General features: G+C 58.2%; 15 protein-coding genes and 1 pseudogene. 7 read left to right on the forward strand and 9 right to left on the reverse strand.

Features of this window, described 5'->3' with window-relative positions:
* Positions 1–130 precede the first annotated feature (130 nt).
* On the forward strand, positions 131–4,966 hold the full coding sequence (locus AB3G88_RS13150; protein WP_480454290.1) for an Mcf1 protease effector domain-containing protein: 4,836 nt from the start codon (positions 131–133) through the stop codon (positions 4,964–4,966).
* Positions 4,967–5,012: 46 nt separating this feature from the next.
* On the opposite strand, the gene AB3G88_RS13155 is transcribed toward AB3G88_RS13150, so the two are convergent.
* The 5 genes from AB3G88_RS13155 to AB3G88_RS13175 form a co-directional block, all read right to left on the reverse strand.
* On the reverse strand, positions 5,013–5,390 hold the full coding sequence (locus AB3G88_RS13155) for a response regulator (protein ID WP_112195288.1): 378 nt from the start codon (positions 5,388–5,390) through the stop codon (positions 5,013–5,015).
* 79 nt (positions 5,391–5,469) lie between these two features.
* On the reverse strand, positions 5,470–6,663 hold the full coding sequence (locus AB3G88_RS13160; protein ID WP_099583006.1) for a hybrid sensor histidine kinase/response regulator: 1,194 nt from the start codon (positions 6,661–6,663) through the stop codon (positions 5,470–5,472).
* Positions 6,657–7,256 carry a chemotaxis protein CheB gene (locus AB3G88_RS13165; protein WP_099583007.1) on the reverse strand — a complete coding sequence of 200 codons (600 nt, stop codon included), beginning with the start codon at positions 7,254–7,256 and terminating at the stop codon, positions 6,657–6,659. Before AB3G88_RS13165 ends, AB3G88_RS13160 begins: the two co-directional genes overlap by 7 nt.
* Positions 7,253–8,083: a CheR family methyltransferase gene (locus AB3G88_RS13170; protein WP_480454292.1), complete on the reverse strand. Its 831-nt coding sequence runs from the start codon at positions 8,081–8,083 to the stop codon at positions 7,253–7,255. Before AB3G88_RS13170 ends, AB3G88_RS13165 begins: the two co-directional genes overlap by 4 nt.
* Positions 8,084–11,581, reverse strand: coding sequence for a response regulator (locus AB3G88_RS13175; RefSeq protein WP_158878253.1), 3,498 nt, complete (start codon positions 11,579–11,581; stop codon positions 8,084–8,086).
* Between the two features lie 248 nt (positions 11,582–11,829).
* Between AB3G88_RS13175 and AB3G88_RS13180 the strand changes: the two genes are divergently transcribed.
* The 5 genes from AB3G88_RS13180 (at position 11,830) to AB3G88_RS13200 (ending at position 20,033) form a co-directional block, all read left to right on the forward strand.
* Positions 11,830–15,366 carry an Mcf1 protease effector domain-containing protein gene (locus AB3G88_RS13180; protein ID WP_480454294.1) on the forward strand — a complete coding sequence of 1,179 codons (3,537 nt, stop codon included), beginning with the start codon at positions 11,830–11,832 and terminating at the stop codon, positions 15,364–15,366.
* Positions 15,367–15,554: 188 nt separating this feature from the next.
* A complete protein-coding gene (locus tag AB3G88_RS13185; protein WP_480454295.1) occupies positions 15,555–15,920 on the forward strand; it encodes a response regulator in 366 nt (121 codons plus the stop codon).
* 130 nt (positions 15,921–16,050) lie between these two features.
* Positions 16,051–17,451, forward strand: a complete 1,401-nt coding sequence (locus AB3G88_RS13190) for a DUF1254 domain-containing protein (RefSeq protein WP_112195296.1) — start codon at positions 16,051–16,053, stop codon at positions 17,449–17,451.
* A gap of 63 nt (positions 17,452–17,514) precedes the next feature.
* Positions 17,515–19,065: a J domain-containing protein gene (locus AB3G88_RS13195; protein WP_480454298.1), complete on the forward strand. Its 1,551-nt coding sequence runs from the start codon at positions 17,515–17,517 to the stop codon at positions 19,063–19,065.
* Positions 19,062–20,033: a DUF3829 domain-containing protein gene (locus AB3G88_RS13200; protein ID WP_480454299.1), complete on the forward strand. Its 972-nt coding sequence runs from the start codon at positions 19,062–19,064 to the stop codon at positions 20,031–20,033. The genes AB3G88_RS13195 and AB3G88_RS13200 overlap by 4 nt, the downstream gene beginning before the upstream one ends.
* Here the strand turns inward: AB3G88_RS13200 and AB3G88_RS13205 are convergent.
* Positions 20,030–20,701, reverse strand: a complete 672-nt coding sequence (locus AB3G88_RS13205) for a DUF3313 domain-containing protein (protein ID WP_480454300.1) — start codon at positions 20,699–20,701, stop codon at positions 20,030–20,032. The two genes, AB3G88_RS13200 and AB3G88_RS13205, sit on opposite strands and share 4 nt — an antisense overlap.
* Before the next feature lie 120 nt (positions 20,702–20,821).
* Positions 20,822–21,316 (reverse strand): hypothetical protein, encoded by a 495-nt coding sequence (locus AB3G88_RS13210; protein WP_191958500.1) that lies wholly within the window; start codon positions 21,314–21,316, stop codon positions 20,822–20,824.
* A 163-nt stretch (positions 21,317–21,479) separates the two neighbouring features.
* Here AB3G88_RS13210 and AB3G88_RS13215 point away from each other — a divergent pair.
* A pseudogene (locus tag AB3G88_RS13215) lies at positions 21,480–22,171 on the forward strand (aspartate/glutamate racemase family protein).
* Here AB3G88_RS13215 and AB3G88_RS13220 read toward each other — a convergent pair.
* Together AB3G88_RS13220 and AB3G88_RS13225 are read right to left on the reverse strand one after the other, a co-directional pair.
* Positions 22,168–22,680, reverse strand: a complete 513-nt coding sequence (locus AB3G88_RS13220) for a GNAT family N-acetyltransferase (protein ID WP_480454302.1) — start codon at positions 22,678–22,680, stop codon at positions 22,168–22,170. The pseudogene AB3G88_RS13215 and the gene AB3G88_RS13220 sit on opposite strands and share 4 nt — an antisense overlap.
* Before the next feature lie 61 nt (positions 22,681–22,741).
* A complete protein-coding gene (locus AB3G88_RS13225; protein ID WP_480454304.1) occupies positions 22,742–23,812 on the reverse strand; it encodes a DUF1176 domain-containing protein in 1,071 nt (356 codons plus the stop codon).
* Positions 23,813–23,850: the final 38 nt, after the last annotated feature.

Consider the following 23,850-nt stretch of genomic DNA (forward strand, 5'->3'; position numbering starts at 1 on the left):
TGTTAGTGGCTCTTCTAATGCTTTGTAACAATTCAAACATACGTATAGGGACCTTAACTACATCTCTCGCCACAGAACAAGTTGCCGTCTATCTAATCAGACGACTCACTTACATTCGTAGAGAGCTTTCATGACAACCCTGCCGATTATTCAAAGCACGTCCTTGCCCACACCGCGCCCGAAGCATACGGGTGAAACCATTTCCAGACGCAATGTAATGGCGAGCACGGACGGTGACGGCTCGACCCATGTCTTAAATTGGGTGAGCACTAACAGCACTGAAGAGGCTGACAAACGGCTGGCCCAGCTTTATCGTACAGTTTTATTGCGCTACGCAAATAGTGAGTCCGGCATTGAACCCTTTAACGAGGTGATTCGCGATATCCCGGAACATTCAGCATTCGGCAAGTGGCGTTCTTTAATAGGAAAAATATTAAATACTCCTGATGTCATCCAGTGGGCCGCAAAAAACAAAGTCGACCTCTCGAACAAGATAACCATTTCTCCAGAAGATAAATGCATTGTCGCCATGGTCTCAGGGAAGGCGGTTCACTTCCCTTTTGCCAACTTTCAAGCCTTCCCGCTTCTCCTGAAGGTCGCTGAAGCCTTAAGTCCCACGTCCGAAACCACCTACAATCCAAAATCCGCGTCTTTGAGCGATATCGCGAAATTTTATGGCATCACGGTGCCTCAACAGGACGAGACCAACACCCTTAAAGACAGAGTTCGGACGCAGGCGGCCAACTTGGAGGACGGCACTGCCTTCAGCGGCTTCAGTCAAAGTGGCTCACGTTCTGACGCCGAACTTAAGTTAAACCTGAATCAACTCGCCGACCTGAATAATAAACAGGAAGTGACTCGGCTCTTGAACACATTCCCGAAAGACGGCTCGCAAGCACTGGGCGACTTTCTGGAAACGACAACTTTCAGCAGACATTCAGCATCGGAGCATGGTCAGGTCGAATCAACGAGCTCAGCGAGGACTGTGAGCCTTAAACACTACATCAGCGATCAGAACTGGCAATTACCCAGCACTGCTGAAGAGCTGGAAGACCTGTTGATCGCGCTGTCGACTCCTAAGCCAAGTTCACCCTCGCACGGCGATTTTGGCGGTGCCTTGAGCTGGCCGACGCCTCTAGACAGGCATACAGCGCGCGATCCCTACATCGTTGTGCTAGGCCGCGTAAAGCCAGGGCCCGGTGGGCTGTTGGGTTATTTGAGCGGCAATCAACGCTGGGAGCCCAGTCAATTGCGTAATCCACGATTCATCATTGGGCAGATACTCGGTTCCTCTAAAGCGAAAGAACTGGGCGAAGGGTTACAGATAACCTGTTGGGGAGCATCGACGCCTACCAGTGCCAACGATTACCTGTTGGCTGCTATCCATGCAGCCTTTGAAGTAAAACTTGTACCCTCAAGAACGTCAGTGTCGGGGTTTGAGCTAGCCCAACCAGGCAACTCGGGCCTTACGGCCTCGGCTATCGTTAAACGACTTGCGGACCATTTGCTCGGGGCAACCAGTGGCACCGGCCATTCGAGAGTCACGCGCGAAATGGCCCCGGTCGCTGCGTACCTGCTTCTGTCAAAGCGGGCGCCGGAGTTTTTGATCAAGGACATTCCCGATAGCGTAACGTACGGCTCACAGGCGTGGCTGACGTTAAGCACTGCCGTGGGGCGCATAGAGGCTGAAACGCCTGGCGCCACTTCTATGATGAGCTACGCGGATATCTTGCATCGGGGCGATGTTGTCCCCCTTACCGCTGAGCAACGACAGATAGAGCAGACGACTAAGTTTAAGGCACTCATGGACTGGGGGGTTGCCAATAGCCTCATCACGTTAAGCCCTTCAGATGATTACAGCGCGGGTCAAAGGACGTTGGTGCTGGAGGCGTTTCAGAAACAAATGAAGGAGCTCCTTCAGGCGCTGGAGGCAACACAATCCCCCCTGCCTATGCGCAAGGACGTCGGAGCAGAGCAGCTCTTTGAGGCGCTTGGTTTTAGCGAGAATCGGCCCTATTTTGAGGAACTTATGGGCAAGCTTGGAATTCCCGGGGCAAGCACGGAGCAATATCGCAAGGAGCATGGAGATAAGGCTGATTTTTATGATTTCATCAATACCAAATTCATAAAGCTTGTCAACCCCCATAAAGATTTTCCGGGGCCGTACTCGCTATTGGATTTACATATTTCAAAGCGATTGTTCAACGCACCCTCTGTGACGCGCGTTGTGAGGCACGGGGGGATGGTGCAACAAACCGATACGAACGAATGGTACTCAAGTGCGCGCGCCCTGAAGTTCACGGACATTTTCTCCAAGTCTGCTGGTTTTGCTGACATTTCGACAGAATATTCAAATAAAATAGAATCGCACATCGAGAACTTAAAGGCCGGCACTAGAACAGCCGTAAAATACCTTATTTCTCGCCTTCCGGCAGATGACTTAAAGTTTATTGATCGAGGAGAAATTGACTTTTACCGTGAGGAACTCATCTACGACCTGAACCCGGGAGGCAGGTATTTGTCTCGACTCCAGCCAGTCAACAACAAACCGTTGGTCGCACGCTGTAAAATCGGATCAGAGGTGAGGTTCTATGAAATAAATCCGCAGAAAGGCTATATAGAGAGGCGAAACGATCTGGAAAATAATTTTTTAGTGGGGCATTATTCCCAAAGAAAAGATGTTGTTTTAGGCGACGACGCAGACCCTATTGAGGTGGCCCGTTATTGCAGGCTGTCAAGCAATCTTAGATATACGACAAAAGTAGCTAACTTCCCCCCTTCTCCCGGTCAAAATGCTCATGATACCTATAATTGCGCACGCACTCGCGCCATCGCCAACGCTGTAACGGCTAACGTGTATTCCGGTGTTTCAGAGAAACTCAGGGCTTACTCAAAAGGTGCTACGACATTCGAGAGCGAAGTTCCAGAATATGTCCTATACCGTGAGTTCCTGCTGAATTTAATCCCTTTGCGCTCAGCAATTGTGAGTTTTTCAAAGGGCGACTTTGCATCCGGTATTGGTGATCTAACCCTGGATATTCTAGGGTTCGTAACCGCAGGCGCCTCCGTTGCAGCAAAAGTTGCAGCAAAAGTTGCAGTAAACGTTGCAGCAAACGTTGCAAAGAGAGCAATCGCTGCCAGGGCCCTGTCCCTGGTTAAAATTGTAGGGCGGGCAGCCGTGAGCATGCTCAACCCTTTGGATGGCATTGGCGACCTGGTCAAAGGCGGGGCAAAGCTGGCGGGCACAGGCATCAACAAAGTGACCAAAGGCGTAAGACGGCTCAGGGGGGGCGCAGCCAGTTATGACCTTACATCAGCCAGCGCGCGTTTTGGTGAGGCCTCGTCAGGCACCTTCAAGTCAAGTGGGGAAATCTTGGAATCGGCCGCCGTTACGCAAAACGGGCAATGGTATCGCTATGACTCCATTGCACGGCAACCCTATGGAGCGCCTCTGAACGATTTTCTCCCTGCCGTCAGCGCCAATCCCCTAGGGTTGGAGAAATGGAAGACCCTGTCTGCTCCGCAGTCAGCGGAATCCATAGCCAACAAGAGAAAATGGCATCAGTTGCTTGAGGATACAAAAAGTGGGCCGGACAAGGCGGCTTTTGAAAACGGGTACAACACCGGCAGCCCTTCCGATATTGCGGGCTATTCGTCGAAAATGATGTCCGATCAGGTCATATCGCTGGCTATCAACAAAACCACGCTGACGCCACAAGAGCTGGGCACACTTGCTCGACAGAGCGAACGGCTGGCTGTCCAACATGGCTTGAACAGCGCCAGCCGGTTTTCCGAAAACGTCAGTTCCGTCGGCGCGACGCTGATTCCCTGTCCGCAGGTGGTGTACCTCAGCCAGGTCAGTCCCCTTAGCCAAGGCCAGTGCGCAGCGCTTTCACATGCCATGGCTGAAGCCATCAAGGATGGCAAGGAAATGAAGCTGATCGGCAACCTGTTCGAGGCAGCTGCCAATCCGGCGACGCCGGCATCACGCAAATTTGCGGATGCATTGAACGATACCCAAAAGCAAGTCACGAGTCAGACCTTGTTTCACGGAACGGCTAATCCTCGAACAATCTCTTATTTGGATATTGTTCCAGAGTTGACCGACGCGACCAAAACCAAATTCCTGATGCTAAGCACACCCGATCACGCAATTACGGCCGGCGTACGGGTCACTGGCGCCAAGAAAGAATTTTTTCTGTTTGATGCCAACTACGGTCTGGTGCCCTTCCCAGATGCCGATACGATGAAGCGTGGTTTGACCAAAATATTCACCGATAAAAAACTGCCGGTTCAATACGCCACCCATAGCACCAACCCGAACAAACTCGAATTCAAGGTGTCGGTGCAAGACCCTTCATGGGCTACCAAAGCAAGCGTCAACAAGCAGTCGGTGACCGACTTGTACGCAGACTCTCTATTTCCCACACCCAAGCCGCGCCCTAACGTTCAGCCTGCGGCCCCCGTCGCGGCACCGACAGCCAGCAAACCCGAATCCATGTTCGTCCCCGAGTTCGATTCGGCAACGGTTCGAGACACCAGTACGCTGCTCAACACCCGCGGTATCAGTGACTGTTCGGCGATCGTGATCCTTTCGGATCTCAAGGAAGGCATCTACCAGAAACGGACCCTGATGCACCTGCGCGGCAGCGCGCTGAACGATCTGCAAGCCAACGCATTGAAAGACGCACAAACTGCGTTTGGGGACGGCGGCGCCAAACTCATCCTCGTTGGCGGCGACAACACCAGAAGCGCCTATGGGCTCTCATCGGTACTCAGTCAGGAGCACGAGGGCCAAACGTTGCTGCGGGACCTTGCGACCCGGCATCCGGACTCGATCTCCATCACTACTGCCAGTGGCATTGATGTGCACCCTGACGGGACATTCAAGCTGATTGAGGGCAACCATCCGGTGAAGCAATTTACTGCAGACGAGAAGCGTGAGGTATTTGATTTGATCGACTGAAGCTGGTCTTGCCGGCCAGAGATATCTCTGCGCCGGCCCTTTCGTTTCAGGCCAGCAGGCGTTGGATATGTTCCTGCAGCGTATCCAGATCAAACGGCTTGGCCAGGATCGGTGCATTGCGCGTGATCGGGCTGTTGCAATCGAGGATTTCCTGAGGGTAACCGCTGATAAAGATGACCTTCAATTCCGGCCGCAACTGGATCGCAGGTTCCGCAATCTGCACACCGGATATTCCACCCGGCAGCCGATAGTCGGTGACCATCAGGTCCAGGTGCGGTTTGGTCGCCAGAATCTCAAACGCTTCCTTGCCGTTGATCGCCTTCAACACCCGATAACCGAGGCCTGCCAGGTATTCGCCCAGCACAAACATAATGGATTCGTCGTCTTCGACAATCAGTACGACATCTTGTGCATCTTCACTCATGGGAAGCCTTTGTCCGGTCAGTTGCTGCATGTACGACCATAGGGTCACGCAGAAGGTTGCGTCGAAGTGACGATTGATTTCACGCCGACGTATCGAGGGGCAGGCACACCCGAAACAGCGCGCCCTCGCCTATCTGGCTTTCGACCTCGATGGTGCCGCCATGGGCCGCAACGATCTGTTCGGAAATAAACAGCCCAAGGCCCAGGCCTGCTGCCACCTGGCTGGCGGACACGCGCTCGAATTGCTGGAAAATACGCTTCTGGTTCTCTTCGCTGATGCCGATGCCGTGATCGCGCACCTCGACCCGCGCTTCGCCGTGCTCACTGTACACCCGCACTTCAACCGGGCTCTTGGCCCCGTAGCGCAGGGCGTTGGTCAGCAGGTTGGTGACCACCTGTTCGATGCGGAACTCGTCCCAGCTGCCTTCGACGGGCTCGTCTGCAACCAATTGCATCGACGAATCGGCGGCCGCCACTTGCGGCGCAAAGTTTTCCACCAGGTTGCTGACCAGTTGTGCGAGGTCAAACCGCGCCGGGCGTATCGATAACTTGCCGGTACGGATACGCGACACGTCGAGCATGTCTTCGATCAAGCGAATCAGGCTTTTGATCTGTCGCTCATCGCGGTCGACCATCGCGTGCATCTTGTCCAGGGTGAAGGCGGCGGCGTTGTCCCGGGCCAGGTGCATCTTGCGCAGTTGGGTTTCCAGGATCAGCCCGTTGAGGGGCGTACGCACTTCGTGAGCGACGATTGACATGAAGTCGTCACGCATGCGCACGGCCTGCTCCAGCTCGGCTTGGGTGGCCTGCAGGCGGTTCAGCAGCAACTCCTGCTCGCGGCGGCTGCGCTCCAGGGCTTCGACCTGTTGCTTCATGGCCTTGCTCTGGCGATAGAGGTCGACAAACACATTGACCTTGCTCTTCACCGCGTGGATATCCAACGGTTTGTGCAGGAAATCCACGGCGCCGCTTTCGTAGCCCTTGAAGGCGTAGTTGAGTTCGCGGCCAGCAGCGCTGACGAACACAATCGGGATGTTCTTGGTTTTTTCGGTGCCGCGCATCAGCTCGGCCAGTTCGAAACCGTTCATGCCGGGCATCTGCACGTCGAGAATCGCCATGGCGAATTCGTGCTCCAGCAACAGGGACAAGGCTTCATCGGCGCTCAATGCCTTGAAGACCTGGCGATCCTCACGCTTGATCAGCGCTTCGAGGGCCAGCAGGTTCTCCGGCAGATCGTCAACGATCAGCAGTTTGGCCTGGACAGTACTTAACATGGGGAAGATTCCAGCGAAGCCAGTAACGAGCCGATTTGGCTCAGCGTAAGAATATGGTCGGGGGTATGCAGGGCCAGCGCCGCACGGGGCATTACGGAGATGCGCGCCTCGGCCGGGTCTTGCACGACGGTGATGCCACCGGAGCGCTTGACGTGGGCCAGACCACGCGCGCCGTCCTGGTTGGCGCCGGTCAGCAGAATCGCCAGCAGATTTTTGCCGTAGGCATCGGCGGCCGACGCGAACAGGTAATCGATGGCGGGTCGGGAATGATGCACGCGGTCCTCCTGGCTCAGGGACAGGCTGTAATCAAGCTCCACCGAGAGGTGATAACCAGGGCCAGCGAAATAGAGAGCGCCTGCCTTGATCTGCTCTTTGTCACGCGCCTCATGCACCGGGATACGCAGGCGTCGGGCAAACACTTCGGCCAACTGGCTGCGACGCTCATCCGGCAGGTGCAGCACCGCAATGATGGGCAAGCCAAAGCCCTCAGGCAGCTCGCCAAAAATACTCAGCAATGCCTCCACACCGCCGGCAGACGCGCCGACGACAATGGCTTCAATCCCGCGAATCGGGCTGGCTGGCGCTTCGTTCATGATTTGCGGTAGATCCGTTCCTGCCTGACCAAGGGTTCGAATTGCTTGCTGTAGGCCGAAAAATCCAGGGTTTCCTTGCTGCCCAGCACCAGAAAGCCGCGATGGCACAGCGACTCGTGAAACAATCCAAACGCCCTGTCTTGCAACTTTTTATTGAAATAAATCAGTACGTTACGGCACGAAATTAATTGAGTTTCTGAGAATACACTATCGGTCGCCAAGCTGTGATCGGCAAAGGTCACGTTCTCGCGTAGCGTCTTGTCGAAGATGGCGTAATCGTAAGCCGCCGTGTAGTAGTCGGCAAATGAACGTTGCCCACCGGCCTGCTGATAATTGGCGGTGTAGGCGCGCACGTTCTCCAGGGAGAAGATGCCTTGCTTGGCTTTATCGAGCGAGGCCGGGTTGATGTCCGTGGCGTAGATGATCGTGCGTTCCAGCAGGCCCTCTTCGCGCAGCAGGATCGCCATGGAGTAGACCTCCTCCCCCGTGCTGCAACCGGCGATCCAGATCTTGATCGACGGATACGTCTTGAGCAGCGGCACCACTTCCTGGCGGATGGCCAGAAAGTGCGACGGGTCGCGAAACATCTCGCTCACCGGAATCGTCAGGAACTGCAGCAGTTGCATGAACGCCGCCGGATCGTGCAGCACACGCTCCTGCAAGGCCGAGATGGTTGCGCAGTCGAACTGGCGCAGTGCGTGCGCCACGCGGCGTTTGACCGACGCACCGGAGTAGTCGCGAAAGTCATAGCTGTACTTGAGGTAGATCGCCTCAATCAGCAGGCGCAGCTCGATGTCGCTGCTCTTGTCCAAAAAAACGTGCTCCACTTAAATGCGTTCCATCTTCGGTAGCCATACGCGAATCAGTGAGAACAGACGGTCCAGATCGATCGGCTTGGCCAGGTAATCGTTGGAGCCCGCCGCGAGGCAACGCTCCTGGTCGTCCTTCATGGCCTTGGCCGTCACCGCGATGATCGGCAGCTTCTTCCAGCGCGGGTCCTGGCGGATCAAGGCGGTGGCCTCGTATCCGTCCATCTCCGGCATCATCACGTCCATCAGCACCAGGTCGATATCGTCGACTTCATTGAGTTTGTCGATGGCTTCGCGGCCGTTACGCCCGATCACCACCACAGCGCCTTTGTGCTCAAGCGCACTGGTGAGGGCGAAAATGTTGCGCACATCGTCGTCCACCAATAGGATTTTGCGCCCCTCGAACACCTTGTCGCGGCTGCGGGCGGTCTTGAGCATCTTCTGACGGTCATGGGACAGCTGGGATTCGACTTTGTGCAGAAAGAGTGTGACTTCGTCCAGCAGGCGCTCCGGCGAGCGTGCGCCCTTGATGATGATCGAGCGCGAGTACTTGCGCAGCTCGGCCTCTTCATCGCGGGTGAGGTTACGCCCGGTGTAGACGATTACCGGCGGGAACGAGCAGATGTCCTCGGTGGCCATGCGCTTGAGCAGCTCATTGCCGAGCATGTCCGGCAGCTTGAGGTCGATGATCATGCAGTCGTAGACGTTGGTGCGCAGCAGGTCCAACGCGGCCTGGGCAAAGCCGACATCGGTGATCTCGATGTCATCGTCGCCGATCAGGCGGGCAATGCTGTCGCGTTGCAGGTCGTCGTCTTCCACCAGGAGGACGCGCTTGACCTTCTGGGTCAGCTTGGCCTCCAGACGTGCAAACACGTCCTTGAGCTCTTCGCGGGTGGTGGGTTTTACCGCATAGCCGATGGCGCCCATGTGCATGGCGGCTTCGACGCGGTCTTCCACGGAGATCACATGCACTGGGATATGACGGGTACTCGCGTGCTCCTTGAGGCGTTGCAGCACGGTCAGCCCGGAATGGTCCGGCAGGCGCATGTCCAGCAGGATCGCGTCGGGGATGTACTCCTCGGCCAGGCTGTAGCCTTCATCTGCCCCGTGGGCAACCAGGCAGTGGTAGCCCAGTTCGTGGGCCAGGTCGAACAGGATCCGGGCGAAGTTGGGCTCGTCTTCCACCACCAGGATGCAGCGGGTGGTGAACGGTGCCTTGTCGCGGTCATCGGCAAAGCGCGGGATCAAGTCAGCCTCGGCGACCGGTAGCGGCGACACCTTGATCGGTGTCGGGGCAGGCACTACCACGGCGTGGCGCGGTTGCTCGATCGGCGGCGCGTCGTCGGCACGCTCCAGGTACTGCTCCGGCAATATCAGGGTGAACACGCTGCCCTTGCCCGGTTCGCTGGTCACGCTGATGTAGCCACCGAGCAAGGTTGCCAGGTCGCGGGAAATCGACAGGCCCAGGCCGGTGCCGCCGTAACGGCGGTTGGTGGTGCCGTCGGCCTGGCGGAAGGCTTCGAAGATGCTTTCCTGCTGGTCCGGCGCAATACCGATCCCGGAATCGCGCACGGTAAAGGCAATGCCCTCCTCCGATGCGCGGGACACCGACAGGCTGACCTGACCCTGTTCGGTGAACTTGATCGCGTTGGACAGCAGGTTCTTGAGGATCTGCTCCAGGCGCTGGCGGTCGGTAAACAGCATCGCCGGCGCGTCGGCCTGGACCTCCACCTGGAAGCCCAGTTTGCGGTCCGCAGCCAGGGGTTCGAACATCCCGCGCAGACCGTCGACCAGACGCGCCACGCTGGAGTTTTCCGGGCGCACTTCCAGCTTGCCGGCTTCGACCTTGGAAATATCCAGGATGTCGTTGATCAGGTTAAGCAGGTCATTGCCGGCCGAATAGATCGACTCGGCAAACTTGACCTGTTCGGCACTGAGGTTGTCCTGGGGGTTTTCCGCCAGCAACTTGGCCAGGATCAACGAGCTGTTGAGCGGCGTGCGCAGTTCGTGGGACATGTTGGCGAGGAATTCGGACTTGTACTTGCTGGAACGCTGCAACTCTTCGGCGCGATCTTCCAGTTCCACCTGGGCCTGATTGAGTTCGATGTTCTTGCGGTCCATCGCGTCGCGCTGGTCGGCCAGGGTCTGGGTCTGCTCGGCCAATTGTTCGTTGGTCTGTTCCAGCTCTGCCTGTTGGGTCTCCAGGTGGGCCTGGGATTCCTTGAGGATGCGTGACTGCTCCTCCAGCTCTTCGTTGGCGGTCTTGAGTTCTTCCTGCTGCACTTGCAGCTCTTCGTTGAGCTGCTGGGTCTCGGCCAGTACTTCTTGCAGGCGCTGGCGATAACGCGCGGCCTCGATGGAGGTGCCGATGTTGCCGGCGATCAGCTCCAGCAATTCAATGTCGCGGTCATCCAGCGGGCGCAGGAAGCCGAGTTCGATCACGCCGTTGACGCGGTCGTCATCGCTGGTCGGCATCACCAGCACGCTGCGTGTAGGGCCTTCGCCGAGGCCGGAGCTGACTTTGAAGTAATCCACCGGCACATCATCCAGGCGGATCAGACGCTCCAGTTGCGCGGCCTGCCCAACGATACCTTCGTCGCTGTAGATTGATTGCTCCAGCTGCTCCTGCTCGCGGGAGAAGCCATAAGTGGCCACCCGTTTCAGGCCGCCGTGTTCCTCGCGCACATACAGCGCCGCAACGGCCGAGCCCATGTATTGGGCAAAAAACTGCAGGATATTGCGCCCGAGCATGTTCAAGGTCAGTTGGCCCAGCACTTGTTCGGCCAGTTCAGTCTGCCCGTTGCGCAGCCAGGCCTGCTGTTCGAGGCGGCGTGCAATCTTCTGTTGTGACGCGAGGGTTGTGGCGTAGCTCTCTGACAGAGAAAGCAGATTTTTCCTGCCGATATACGCCAGAAAACCACTCAAGCCGAGTACGAACGCCAGGTACAGGGTGACACTGATTATCGTGGTACGTGTGACATCCTCATTGCGGGAAAGACGGAACTGTTGCTCCATCGCCACCGCGTCGTCGTATTCCTTGCGGATCTCATCGGTCAGGCGCTTGCCTCGGCCAGCCTTCACAGCGCTGCGGTAATCACCGCTCTGGCGCTGCATATCAATCATCGACTGGGCGTAATTGTTCCACTCACCCTGCATGGCCTCCAAGCGCTTGAGGCGGTCGACCTGCTGCGGGTTATCCGCCACCAACTCCTGCAAGTTACGCAGATCGGCAATGATGCGCGGCTTGGCCACTTCGTACGGGTCGAGGAAATGCTCGTCACCGGTGATCAGGAACCCGCGCATGCCGGTTTCCAGGTCAACGGTGAGCTTGGAGGACTCGTTAAGGTTATTGATCACCCGATCGGTGTGCTCCACCCACTTGATCACCGTCAGCAAATAAGTGATCAGGCACACAAAAAACACGGCGCTGAGCACACCCACACCCAGGGGTAATGCCACGTTTCGGCTCAGGAGGGTACGAAAGCTCTTTTCATCGACTGACGACGCGGGAGTCATGGGCATGCCTTGGCCAAGTACGGAAAAACCGGGAGTTTGCCCCAAAATCGCGTCAGGCGGCTACGTTTCTGATCAGTCTTCCCTGTCTCAGCCCACAGAACCATGCCCTGAATAAGATTCTCGACATATTCGGATCAGGTTCACCCGGAACGTTTCGGTTTGGCCCCGGCACTCAATTCACGAATGCCTTGGGTTCAAGGAGGTACCTCAAGGACAGCAGTTGCCCTTAATTATCAAAGGTAATCTCTATGCTTGGCGCACTGAACCCAAATCCCACGCAAACCATCCGTCATGCCAATCCTGCAAAGCCCGTCCAGGTAGAAAGTGTCGGCACTGCCAAGCCGGCAGACAGTCAGCGCAGCGCAGCGGCGCCGCTGGGTGGCACGGATAACGGCACACCCTACGCACCAGAAGCCCGGATGCAGGGGAATGCTAAAAACTGGAAAAATCTGGCACAGCAGCTCATGAATGCCGCTCAAAACCTGAGCGAAAACGCGACACCCCAAGCGGTGCTGGCACACTTGAAAAACGCCCATACCGCCATTGATCCACGCGCCGCCGGCATGCCGGATAGCGTGTCCGTCAGCCTGGAAGATTTTATCAACCATCATGGTTTGCCAATCCCTCAAACCCGATCCGATGTAATTCACCTGATGGACGCGGCACAAGCGCGAGCACTGGAGTCGCCGATGGGCGCATTGGGAGGCGCGTTAGACTGGCCTCTGCCCCTGTCCCGAGAACAACAAATCAAAATCAGGAGTATCGTCGAAGCCAGCATTTTGCGCAGTCATCGGCTAGCAGACCCAGACTCGGTACGGCTGGAGCTGTCCAAAGGGACGCTGGGGGTGCTGATCAAAGCCAGCAGCCTGTCGGATACACAACTGCAAGAACCAGCCAAGGCGCTCGACATCCTGCTCAGTTCGCCCAAAGCCCAGGCATTGGGGCTGTATCTGCAAAGCTTACTCGGTGGTATCGACACGCATACCAGCCGCAGCGACTACCTGTTGGCGGCTCTTCAAATCAGCCTGGATCGCGAAACCGTCCAGCAACCCGTCAGGAATACACTCGCCAAATTTGATTTGGCACAGGAAAAGCATTGGGGCATGCCGCCGTCGGATGTGGTCAGCAGCCTGAGTCGTCACCTGGTCAGTCTTGGCCGTGCCACAGACGTCACGGCCAAACTGGCAACGCACATACTGCTGACGCGGACGGCGCCTCAATTTCTGGTCAAGGAGATCCCCGCCAGCGTGGTAGTAGGCAGTCAAGCCTGGGCCGTTTTTTGCATTGCAGCGGCTAAAGTCGAGGCCCATGCGCCCGGCACGGTTGCTCAGATGAGTTACGGTCAGGTCATGAGTGCTGCACAGGCGTTGAATGGCGCCCCGGAAAACGCCACAAAGGCAATAATGTTGGACTGGGGCGTGGCCAACGGCATTGTGGTGAAGAAAGATGATGCGCTCTATGGTCCGGAGGAAGTGGATCGCATCCGCATCGCGTTCAACCAGCAAATGAACGCGAAAATCGCCGCGTCTCAGAGCCTTGATGCCCAGATTCCAAGTAAAAAAGCCATTGCCCTGGAAAAGCTCAAGGAACATTTTGGCAGTGATGTGCCGTTTGAAGTGAAATGCCTTTCAACCGTCACCCAGAATGAGGCGCTTCAATTGGATGGGAAGCACTCGATGCTGGATATGGCCATGATGGGGATGAACGTCAATTGGAAGAGCTACGATGATCGAATTCCCATCGATGCGATTAACCAACAGCCAAGGCTCAATGTAAACGGCGTGTTTTTAAAACAGTACGAACAGGCAGTCGAATCGCTGAAAAAAGGGATCGATACCCACGTTAAACATCTGGTTTGCGAACTCCCGCTGGAGGATCGAAAAAATCTCGAATTCGGCAAAATCGATTTCTATCAGTTCAAGCAATACAAAATTGGCATGGGGTTTATAAACCCTCCTACGTTCCAGTCCAACTTGAACGAACTCCTGGTCAGAACTGAACGGGAGGTGGACGGAAAGCCTGAGGTTTGCGTGTATAAGATCGACATCAGAAATAAGCGCATCGTCAAGCAACCCAGTGAGTCACTTATCACGCGAGGGGGGTGGGTTAACGCCAATATCGAGACAAAGATTGAACCGTTCACGCCTAAAAACCATGATGCCGAAGGCATGGAAAAGAAACCTGCAGGCAGCTCGCTTGTCCCCTCAAGCTTTACCTCGTCCCGCACACAGTTCCTCGCCGATGCTTTCTCCGAGCATCTGGATATCGACAGTCAAGCTAAATGGAGGCAGGCCAGCGGAACCACTACCTTAGATGAACAAAAAGAGCGCAAAGAGCAGGTCAGGCAGTTTTTTCTCAATCTGATCCCCTTGAGATCGGCCATAGTCAATTTTCGCGACGGTGACTATGAGGCAGGGCTTATGGACCTCGGGCTCGATGCCCTCGGCCTTCTGACGGCTGGAGCCGCCACCGGCGCAAAGGTCGCCAAAGTTGCTTCAACCAGCGCTTCTGCCGCCGTCAAAGCACTCAAGACAGCAAAAATCATCGGTGGCGGAGTCATCAGCGCGCTCAACCCTTTGAGCGGCGCCAAGGGCCTAGCGACAGGCTCGGTCAAACTGGCCACACAAGGCGCCAGACTGGTCGGCAACTCGGGTCAATGGCTGATCAACAAGGTACGCGGCGCATCGGGAAGCTATGACCTGTTAAAAGCCGCCAGCAAGGAATACGGTCCAACGTTGGTAGGTTCGTTTAAAGTCGCAGGGAACAGTACCGAAGGCGTTGCCGTCTTGAAAAACGATAACTGGTACAGCTTCGATCCCATCCGAAACACCCCCTACGGCTCGCCCCTTGAAGATTTCACGCCCCTGCGTGGCGGCCTGTTCGACAATGTCGTGGACGCCAACCTTGAGAGCGTACACACGAATATCGTTAAGGCACGAACCCCCAACAAGCTTGTGGAATTCAATCAGGGTTACCAAACGGGATCACTTGATGAGTTGTCGGATTACGCTGGCGAAAACGAATTTGAGAAATTGGTCGCACTGGCGGCGAAACCTGAGCGGACCCCGAAAGAAATGGGGGTGCTGAGCAGAGTGATCAAGGAGAAAAGAATCGAGCACGGCACCTACTTCACAGCCCTTCTGGCGAGCGACGTCGGTGGGCCTGGCGTTTCCATAGACCGTTTTTCCCAATCTTCTTACCTCGCCCGTGTTGATTTGACGTCAAAGGGCGACTGTGCGGGGATGGTGAATGCGATGGCGCTCGCCCTTCACAGGGGAGACGAGACAGTATTCCTCGAAAACATGCGCAGGGCCTCCACTACGCCATTGCCCACCGCGCAGCACAATACATTCAATCAGCATTTAAAGACCCTGCAGGCGTCGGTAAACCAGAAGGACACGTTCCATATCGGCACCGCCCCCTCGCTAATGAGCCCCCCCCGTATTATCGACGAATTGAGCCGAGCCAATAGCTCAAAATATTTGAGAATCAGCACGCGCGATCACGCCCTGCTGGCAGGGGTCAGAATCAACGCGGGTAAAAAAGAGTGGTTTTTCTTCGAGCCCAATGGCGGGCTGGTCAAGTTTGACAACCTGCAGTCCATGCAGGCGGGCCTGGAGAAGGTGCTGAACAGCGGGTCAGTCGCCCAAACGTTAAACCCGAGAATTACCCAGCAAGGCCTGCGTGAGTTTCACGTGAGTCCGTTCCACCCCAATGACATCGTCACGGACAGAGTTGACAGTTTTGCTGTTTCAGTATTGGTATCCGAGCCGTTGCCCGCCTGACGGCACGCCAAGGGCGTTTGGAGGCACCGCCCTTGGCCTATTTTCCAAGTTATGCGTAACGGGACATTTTTCTCCATTCCCGTCACAATGCCTCGGCCAACGGAACTTGCCGAGATTGACGCGACTCATTAGAGAATGGTCTTTCAACCGCCAAAGACCTGCCTGTCCATTTCTCGGGAATTTTGATTATGTCCGCTACAGCCTCCACAATCCTTGTCGTCGAAGACGATGCCATCGTGCGCATGCTGATCGTCGATGTGCTTGAGGAGCTGGAGTTCACGGTGCTTGAAGCGGCCGATGCCGAAGAGGCGCTCAACACGGTTCAAGACGGCGACAAGGTGATTGACCTGATGATGACCGACGTTGGCCTGCCGGACATGGACGGCAAGCAACTGGCAACGATAGTCCGTGAGCTACTCCCCTCTCTGCCGATCCTGTTTGCCAGCGGCTACGCAGAAAACATTGACGTGCCCGCAGGCATGCAGGTGATTGCCAAACCGTTCTCGATTGACCAACTGCGCGACAAAGTCAAATCAATGCTGCCCGACGCCTGATTCCGTCGCCAGCGGGATAACGTGACCTGCGTCATTTTTGCAGGGATTAACGTGACGTTCGGGAAATAAAACCGGAAACTCGCAGCCTTCACTCCCCGTCACTCAAAGCCCCCTGTAAGGACGCAACAACATGATTGGAAAACCGACGCGCCTGCTGTTGGCGAGCCTCTCGATACTCATGAGTACCGGCGCCTGGGCCGATTTCACCGCGACCCCGAGCGAAGCGCGGGCCATCGCCAAGGAAGCCTACCTGTATGGCTACCCGGTGGTGCAGATGTACAAGACGCTCTACACCCAGGCCGTTGATAAAGGCGGCGCCAACTTCAAGGCACCGTTCAACCGGATCGGCAACACCGCCCAGGTGTTTACGCCCAAGGACACGGCGATCTTGACCCCGAACGCCGACACGCCCTACTCCTTTGTATGGATGGACCTGCGCAGCGAGCCGTTGGTGCTCACGTTGCCGAAGATCGAAGATAACCGTTACTACTCGGTGCAGTTGATCGACCTCTATACGCAGAACATCGCCTACCTGGGCACCCGCAGCACCGGCAACAATGGCGGCCACTACATGATTGCCGGCCCGGACTGGAAAGGTCAGCAACCGGTCGACGTGGACCGCGTGGTGTACAGCGAAAGCAACATCGCCTACGCCCTTTACCGCACGCAGCTGTTCGATGAAAAAGACCTGAACAAGGTCAAGCAGATCCAGAACGGCTACAAAGTGCAGACGCTGAGCAGCTACGTGAAACAAGCCGCGCCGGCCAAGGCGCCGAAGGTCGAGTGGCCCAAGCCCACCGCGACCATGGCCGAAGGCCCGCAACTGTTTCGCTACCTGAACTTCATGTTGGCCTTCGCCGCGCCCCAGGACAGTGAAAAAGACCTGCTGGCGCGCTTTGCCACAATCGGCATCGCCCCCGGTGCGCCCTTCAAGTTCAACCAGTTGACGACCGAGCAGCGCAAGGCCCTGGAAGATGGCATCAGCGATGCCCGCGCCGAGTTTGCAACGTTCAAGAAGGACAAGCTCGACACCCACCAAGTGCCCAGCGGTGAGCTGTTCGGCAGCCGCGACCACCTGCAAAATAACTACCTGTACCGCTACGCCGGTGCGGACATGGGCATCTTCGGCAACTCCAGCGACGAGGCCGCGTACCTCAGTTATTTCGTCGACAGCGAAGGCAAACCGGCCAATGGTGCGCGTCACAGTTACACCGTGCATTTTGCCAAGGACCAGTTGCCTCCGGCCGATGCGTTCTGGTCCCTGACCCTGTACGACGCCAAGACCAAGCTGCTGGTGCCCAATCACAAGAAACGCTACCTGATCAACTCGCGCATGCTGGGTGACCTCAAGCGCGACGCCGACGGCGGTGTGACCCTGGCGTTGCAGCACCATGAGCCACCGAAAGCCGAACAGAGCAACTGGTTGCCGGCGCCGCCCGGCCCGTTTTTCGCTGTACTGCGGATTTACCTGCCCAAGCCTGAGGTGGGTAGCGGTCAATGGAAGCTGCCGCCACTGACACCGCTCAAGTAACACCACGCGCCCGGTCGCAACAGGGCCAGGCCGGGCGCGATTGTTTAGGGAGTTGCACCGCACATGACTTGCTGGAATGTCCTCGGCCTGACGCCAGGTGCCGATAGCCGCACGATCAAGCGTCAATACGCCGCCTTGTTGAAAAAGACCCGGCCGGACGATGACCCTGAGCGCTATCAGCGTCTGCGTGAAGCCTACGAGGCGGCACTGGCGTGGAACCCAGGCGAGCAGGTCGCGGATGACGTGCTTACCGAGACCTCCGACCTCAGCCTCGCCCAGCATTACCAAGCGGCCATGGCCGATGGCACCGCGCTGTTGCTCGAAGTCCACCTGTTGCAGCGCTGTATCGACGGCGACCTCAATGCCGAAGACACGCGATGGGCCTTCGAGACCTTCAACTGGCTGACCGCCTGGCAGCGGTTGGAATTGCCCAGCGAATTGATCAGCACCCTGGAGTTCCAGCACCGGACCCGGTTGCAGCAACCCTTGCACCAAGCCCTTGGCCAGCAAGACGACGCTGCGTTCCTGGCCGCCTACGCCGCTACACCCGGCGCGCATGCCTGGGTCAACAATCATCCCCACGCCGAGTGGTTCAACGAATGGTTGGCCAGGCTGCTTGCCAACCATCCTTACTGGTCGAGCACGGTGTTCGATGCAGTGTGCGCCGGACAAAACTGGCACGGCGGCGCAGACCATGGCTGCCCGGCCGGCGACTGGGCGCTGTTGTTGAAGCGCCAGCAAGGGCCAGCCTTTATGGCGCGCCAACGTGCGTTGGCCGCAGAACCGCCCCACAGCCCGCAACAGCGCGCCGCACGTTTACTGCTGGCACCGATGAGCCTGGGCCAGCGCCGTGCCTTCGCCCAACGCTTCGACGAAGATGACTGGAAGGCCTGCAAGACCCTGAGCGCCGATATTTATGCCGATCACGTCAGCGTTGCCGAAGGCATGCCCGGTGGCACGGTGTATTTCTGGCAGGGCTGGGAGTCGGCGATGGACACCTGGCCGTGGCTCGTGGCGCTGGTGCTCAGTTGCCTGGTGGGCGTGCTGGTAAAGGCCGACGCCCTGGCCGGCAACGTGGTACCGACCTTGGGCCAGGGGATTTTGTGGTCGATCGGTGCTGTGGTCGGTGCGGGCATCGCCTGGCAGGCCTGGCGTCCGTTGGCTCATCAATACCGCGTGCTGGATGAACAGCTGAGCCAACGCTTGCCCCGCTGGCTCAGCCCGGCCCACTTGCCGCTGTTGCCTATACGCGACCTGGTCCCCGGCCTCGTTCTGGCGGCGGCGTTGGGTTATGTGTTCAGCCCGTTCGCCAGCTTGACCCTGGTGGTCGCGCTGGCGCTGGTGGGGCTGATCAAGCGGCCTTTCATGAATCACCACACACCGTGGACCGCCCGCCATCCGCGCTGGGCCGTCCTCGGCACGGCGCTTTGCCTCGTCACTGCGGTCGCGCTCTACGCTGGCTTGAAGGTGCTCGACAACCAGCATCGGGTCACCCGCAACCAAGGCCTGCAACAGTGGACCGAACGCCTGTGCAGCCGCATGCCGCGCAGCGTGGTTGAGTGCCAGGCGCCCGCCACGCAGGCGCAGTGGTACGGTCAGGAGGCCAAGCCATGAATCCAAAATGGTTGTTACCCATCAGTCTGGCATTGGGCCTGGGCCTGCTCGGCGTGGCCGGTGCCAGCAGGCCTTTGCAAAAGGTGCAACTGTGGCTGGACCAGCGCGACAGTCCCCACACCGCCAGGGCGAGTGCCCTGGCGCCGATCATTGATTGCGTGAACCGCGTCGACCGGGATACGCGCCTAACTTATTACCCCGAGCCCGACAAGCCGACCCTCGACAACTATGGCGACCGCAACGAGCCGGCGCCGTACCTTATCCAGCGGTCGGTGTGTTCGCAGCAGTACACGGTGAAACTGGAGCGCCAGGCACCCGCCAGCGATTTGCTCGCGGCCGCCGGAGCCTACGCGCAATCGCTGTACGACCTCACGGCCCTGGCGGATGGGAGCGCTCGCGTGCAGGCGCGCAGTCTGGCGCCTACGGGCCAGGAAATAGCCGCAGAGGCCAAACACAAGCAATTGATGCTGGCCTACGACCAGGTCGTCGAAACCTACCTGACGGCGTCCACTTCTCTGCGCCAACAGCTGGAGGATGAAGATCTACGCGTGCGTCCCGCGCAACTGGCGCTGCTGGAGGCGCGCTTTGGCCGGGACATGCAGTGGCATCTGCTCAACTACATGATCACGGCGCGCCAGGCGGTCAACCAGATCGAGCAAGGCGTGCGCGACGCCAACCTGACCCCGCAGCAGGTGGCCGACTTGACCGAAGCGCTGCGCCAGACTGCCGAAGACGGCCGAATCTTTCTGAACGCCATGCCCAGCAGAAGGCTCGACGATGAGGCGATTCACCTCTGGTACAACATCAAGGCGCCTGCCGATGAATACCTCCAGGCCTTGGTTACCCTGCACCAGCACTGGCAGGACCACGCCGCGCCGCAGCAGTTGAGTGACGACTATGACCTCGTCACCCGCCGCTACGACGCCCTGCTCAGCTACTACAACCGGCTGGCCAGGAATGCGTTTTAGGGTTTTCTAAGTTTCATGTAGGACTGATGCAGGTCGGACGCCCATCCGTCGATCACGCCTTTCACGTCATCGGCCTTCATCACCTGTGAATCGTTTGCCAGTGGTTTGCCGGTGCCTTTGCGCACCACTTGGGCGATGACCTTGCCGCTGGCGCCGTCCAGAAACTGCGCCTCGGTGCCCAAGGTGGTTTCCTGGTCACGGATGCCGGTGCCGGTACTCACCGCCGCCACCACCAGGGCCACCGGGATGAACTCATAGGGTTTCAGGCCTTCGGTCTTGCTGCTGACAGCAGTGATTGCCGCACGCACCACGATCACACCTGGGCCGGGCGCGTTGGCCAGGGGCAGTGACTTGGCCAACTCACGCTTGAGCGCCTGGTTGTAGTAGGCGTTGATGCCGTTGAGGGTGCTGTCGGGGATTTTCGCGGTGCCGTGGGGCTTGGGGTAAAACTGCGTGGGTTCGATGTAGGCCGCGTTGTAGCGGCTCAGGTCCAGCTTGGGATCGACCCAGCGCATCACCTCGGCGCCCGACGGTGACTGGGCCTGCTTGAGGTGGCTGTAGTCGGACAGAAAGCCCGAATACTCATCCGGTTGCGTCACCTTACTGGCGCAGCCCGTCATCCCCATCGTGGCAATGCATAGCGTGCTGATCATTAGCCTTAGCTTCATCATCGAACTCCCTGGCGGTTTTCATCGAAACAATGAGCTGTAGGTATAGCCAATCCTGGGGAATACACCTTATTTAGCCCCAGGCATTTGGCAGACCAGCGGGTGTGGCGACAAGACGACTCAGCTGCGCTCGCGAGGGATCAGGCTTTGCAACTGCGAGGCCAGGAAGTTGGCGTCGAAACCGAAGGTATCCGGGTCTTTCAGGCCATTGGTTTTCTTCCACAGCCAGTCGTTTTTATCGGCCGCCAGCACCAGCGAAACGCTGCCGTGGCGCGCCGCGGTCAAGCCCATCACTGCAACGGAAATCGAACCGCCCGCGCCCATCACATCCGGCACGAACTCCACGGTTTTGCCGGTGATCTGCACAATGAGCTTCTCGGTCTTGAAGGTGGACGTCTCCACCGGCACGCTGGGCCCACTGGCCACATAGGCTTGACGATGGACCTCCAGCAGCCCGACGGTTTTCACCGGCTCCAGCCACTGTTCGATCTGCCCGAACAACTCACCGAGTTTTTGTGCCCAGCGGGCTGATTGCACGTCGAATTGCTGCTTCTTGTGCGCTTCGCTGTCGGCGTAATGACGAAGCATCTCGCCCAGTTGCTGTACATCGTCCATTGCCAGATTCCTTGGGTGAGCCAGGTTGCGAGGGCTGATCATGGCAGATGCGGCGGTACGGCGTACGGCTTAAAACTGCACCGGTCATTTGGCTGGCAACTGCGTATGACTATTGGCTGGCCAGTGGGTAAGGTGAAGCCACATCCCTTGTCAGGAGTATCACATGCGCACCATCGGCCTTATCGGCGGCATGAGCTGGGAGTCCAGCGCCGAGTATTACCGGATCATCAACCAGCGCGTACGCGACCAACTCGGGCCGCTGCGCTCGGCGCAACTGTTGATGTACAGCGTGGATTTCGGCCCTGTGCAGCAGGCCCAGCATGCAGGGCGCTGGGATGACGCCGCGTTGATCCTGGAAGAGGCTGCGCGTCGCCTGCAAGCGGGCGGCGCCGAGTGTGTGGTGCTGTGTACCAACACCATGCACAAGATGGCATCACGTATTGAGGAGGCGGTGTCGATTCCTTCCTGCACATCGCCGATGCCGCCGGTTTGGCCGCTGTGGAAGCCGGCACGCTGACGGTCGGTCTGTTGGGGACTGCCTTTACCATGGAGCAGGACTTTCTCACGTCGCGCCTGGCCGAGCATGGCCTGACGGTATTGGTGCCGGACGCGAATGAGCGCCGGGACATGCACCGCATCATCTATGAAGAGTTGTGCGTGGGCGTGATCAGCGACACGTCACGCCAGATCTACCAACGGGTGATCGAATCCCTGGCCGCCCGTGGCGCCCAGGCAATCATCCTCGGTTGTACGGAAATCGGGATGCTGATCAAGCCGGAACACAGCGACCTGCCACTGCTGGACACCACCGAGCTGCATGCGCAGGCTGCGGTGGCGTTTGCCTTGCAGGATTAAGCCGACCGGCGCAGGCGCGCCATGCTCAAGGTGTCGACAAACACACCGTCACGCAGGGCGTAATCGCGCAACACCCCTTCCACCTCGAAACCGAATTTACGGTACAGGTGTTGCGCGGCTTCGTTGTCGGCGTACACCGTGAGTTCCACGCGGTGCAGGTTCATCCAGTTGTCGGCCACGTCCAGCGCGGCCGTCAGCAGGCGCGAACCCACGCCCTTGCCCTGCCAGGCCGGTGCGACGCCCATGCCGAACGAACCCACATGGGCCCGGCGCACGCGCAGGTACTGTTCCAGGCCGAGCTGGCCGATCACCTCGCCCCCGTGCACCGCCACCAGTTGTAGCCGGCGTTCGTTGTCCAGCACCAGTCTGTTGCGCCAGGCCTCCACGGATTGAAAAGGCATTTGCAGCACCTGTCGACACACGGCCGGTTCGTTGTAGAGCGCTGCGACGCCCTCAAGATGGGCCTCGGTAAAGCGCTGGATCACGATATGGGGTTCAGGCGTGTGCATGGTGTTTCATCCTTTGAAAGACACGTGGCCAGCCAGTGTAGAGGCCCTGCCCGTCCGATGGCTAGGGTGCCGGCGCTGTCGACCACAACGCCGGCCAATCGCCGTAACCGACCCCGGTGCAGCGCGGCATGGCGTGCAGCTCGCTGAGCTGGAACCCCTGGCCATCAAACACCCAGACGGCGCCCTCGCCACAATCGCCGAGCCCGCGCAGCTTGTAGAAATAACTCAAGGTGCCGCTGGCCGGGTCGTACCCCACCGTGCCTTGCAGCGGCTCGATCCCCAATGGCAAGGGCTCAAGGTGCATCGGGGTTTGTGCGTACGGCGCCTGGCGCTGGCGGCTGACCACATCGTATTCACAGTTGTAGGCTGCGCAGTCATAACGCACCACCGTCATCGCCTGCTGTGCGGTCAGGGCGCCAGCGTTGGCCTCGGGCGCGCTGCCGGTGCCGTTATCCTCGGGCGTGATGGTATGCAACGCAGCCGCGACGAGGCCAGCTTGCTCCTGCGCAGTCAACCCCGGCGCTCCTGGGAATCTGCGCAACACTGGTGCCTGCAAGCGCGCGGGCACGCCGCTGGCCGCGCCTTTACCCGGCCGGGCCAGGGCGCTGACGTTATCCACCCGGCCCTGCACGGAATCCATCAACAACAGCGAAGCACTCAACCCACTCAGCGACACATGGGCTTGCTCATCCCCCGGCAATTGCACACGCTGGCCATTGCGCAAACGCTGTAGCCACCGCCGCGCTGCAGCGTCCTCGATTACGCCGTAGGATTGCACCTCGGGATCACCGCCCTGATCGTCGAGTTCTATGTGCAGGTCCCGGGTCAGCTCCAGCTCCAGCGGCTGGCCGTCCAACAGCAGAGTCGACAGGTCCAGCGCCTCGCCTCGATGGTCGAACCGCAAACGCAGGAACCCTTCAGGCCCGGCCTGATGCCAGATGTGCAAGGTCAGCGAGCTGTAGTCCTCTTCGTCAACGCCACTGGGTGCGCTGAGGGCATGGCAATTGCGCAGGTTGTCGCAACCTGTGACCCAGTTCTTGATTTCCCGGAGCAAGGGGACGGTTTCGGTGTTGGCTTGAGCGAAAGTGGCAGTGCCGGTCAACAGCAGGGCCAGGAATGCGGGGCGCAGCATGGGGACTCTCCGTGTCAAAAAAGGCGCGGATTGTCCCA

It is taken from the genome of Pseudomonas arvensis (assembly GCF_056688935.1).

What these genes read in the sequence shown, in the direction of transcription:
- AB3G88_RS13190 (WP_112195296.1), top strand. Translation starts at nt 16,051, where the DNA reads ATGATTGGAAAACCGACGCGCCTGCTGTTGGCGAGCCTCTCGATACTC.
- AB3G88_RS13225 (WP_480454304.1), bottom strand. Translation starts at nt 23,812, where the DNA reads ATGCTGCGCCCCGCATTCCTGGCCCTGCTGTTGACCGGCACTGCCACT.
- AB3G88_RS13200 (WP_480454299.1), top strand. Translation starts at nt 19,062, where the DNA reads ATGAATCCAAAATGGTTGTTACCCATCAGTCTGGCATTGGGCCTGGGC.
- AB3G88_RS13150 (WP_480454290.1), top strand. Translation starts at nt 131, where the DNA reads ATGACAACCCTGCCGATTATTCAAAGCACGTCCTTGCCCACACCGCGC.
- AB3G88_RS13220 (WP_480454302.1), bottom strand. Translation starts at nt 22,680, where the DNA reads ATGCACACGCCTGAACCCCATATCGTGATCCAGCGCTTTACCGAGGCC.
- AB3G88_RS13160 (WP_099583006.1), bottom strand. Translation starts at nt 6,663, where the DNA reads ATGTTAAGTACTGTCCAGGCCAAACTGCTGATCGTTGACGATCTGCCG.
- AB3G88_RS13180 (WP_480454294.1), top strand. Translation starts at nt 11,830, where the DNA reads ATGCTTGGCGCACTGAACCCAAATCCCACGCAAACCATCCGTCATGCC.
- AB3G88_RS13155 (WP_112195288.1), bottom strand. Translation starts at nt 5,390, where the DNA reads ATGAGTGAAGATGCACAAGATGTCGTACTGATTGTCGAAGACGACGAA.
- AB3G88_RS13185 (WP_480454295.1), top strand. Translation starts at nt 15,555, where the DNA reads ATGTCCGCTACAGCCTCCACAATCCTTGTCGTCGAAGACGATGCCATC.
- AB3G88_RS13175 (WP_158878253.1), bottom strand. Translation starts at nt 11,581, where the DNA reads ATGACTCCCGCGTCGTCAGTCGATGAAAAGAGCTTTCGTACCCTCCTG.
- AB3G88_RS13195 (WP_480454298.1), top strand. Translation starts at nt 17,515, where the DNA reads ATGACTTGCTGGAATGTCCTCGGCCTGACGCCAGGTGCCGATAGCCGC.
- AB3G88_RS13205 (WP_480454300.1), bottom strand. Translation starts at nt 20,701, where the DNA reads ATGAAGCTAAGGCTAATGATCAGCACGCTATGCATTGCCACGATGGGG.
- AB3G88_RS13165 (WP_099583007.1), bottom strand. Translation starts at nt 7,256, where the DNA reads ATGAACGAAGCGCCAGCCAGCCCGATTCGCGGGATTGAAGCCATTGTC.
- AB3G88_RS13210 (WP_191958500.1), bottom strand. Translation starts at nt 21,316, where the DNA reads ATGGACGATGTACAGCAACTGGGCGAGATGCTTCGTCATTACGCCGAC.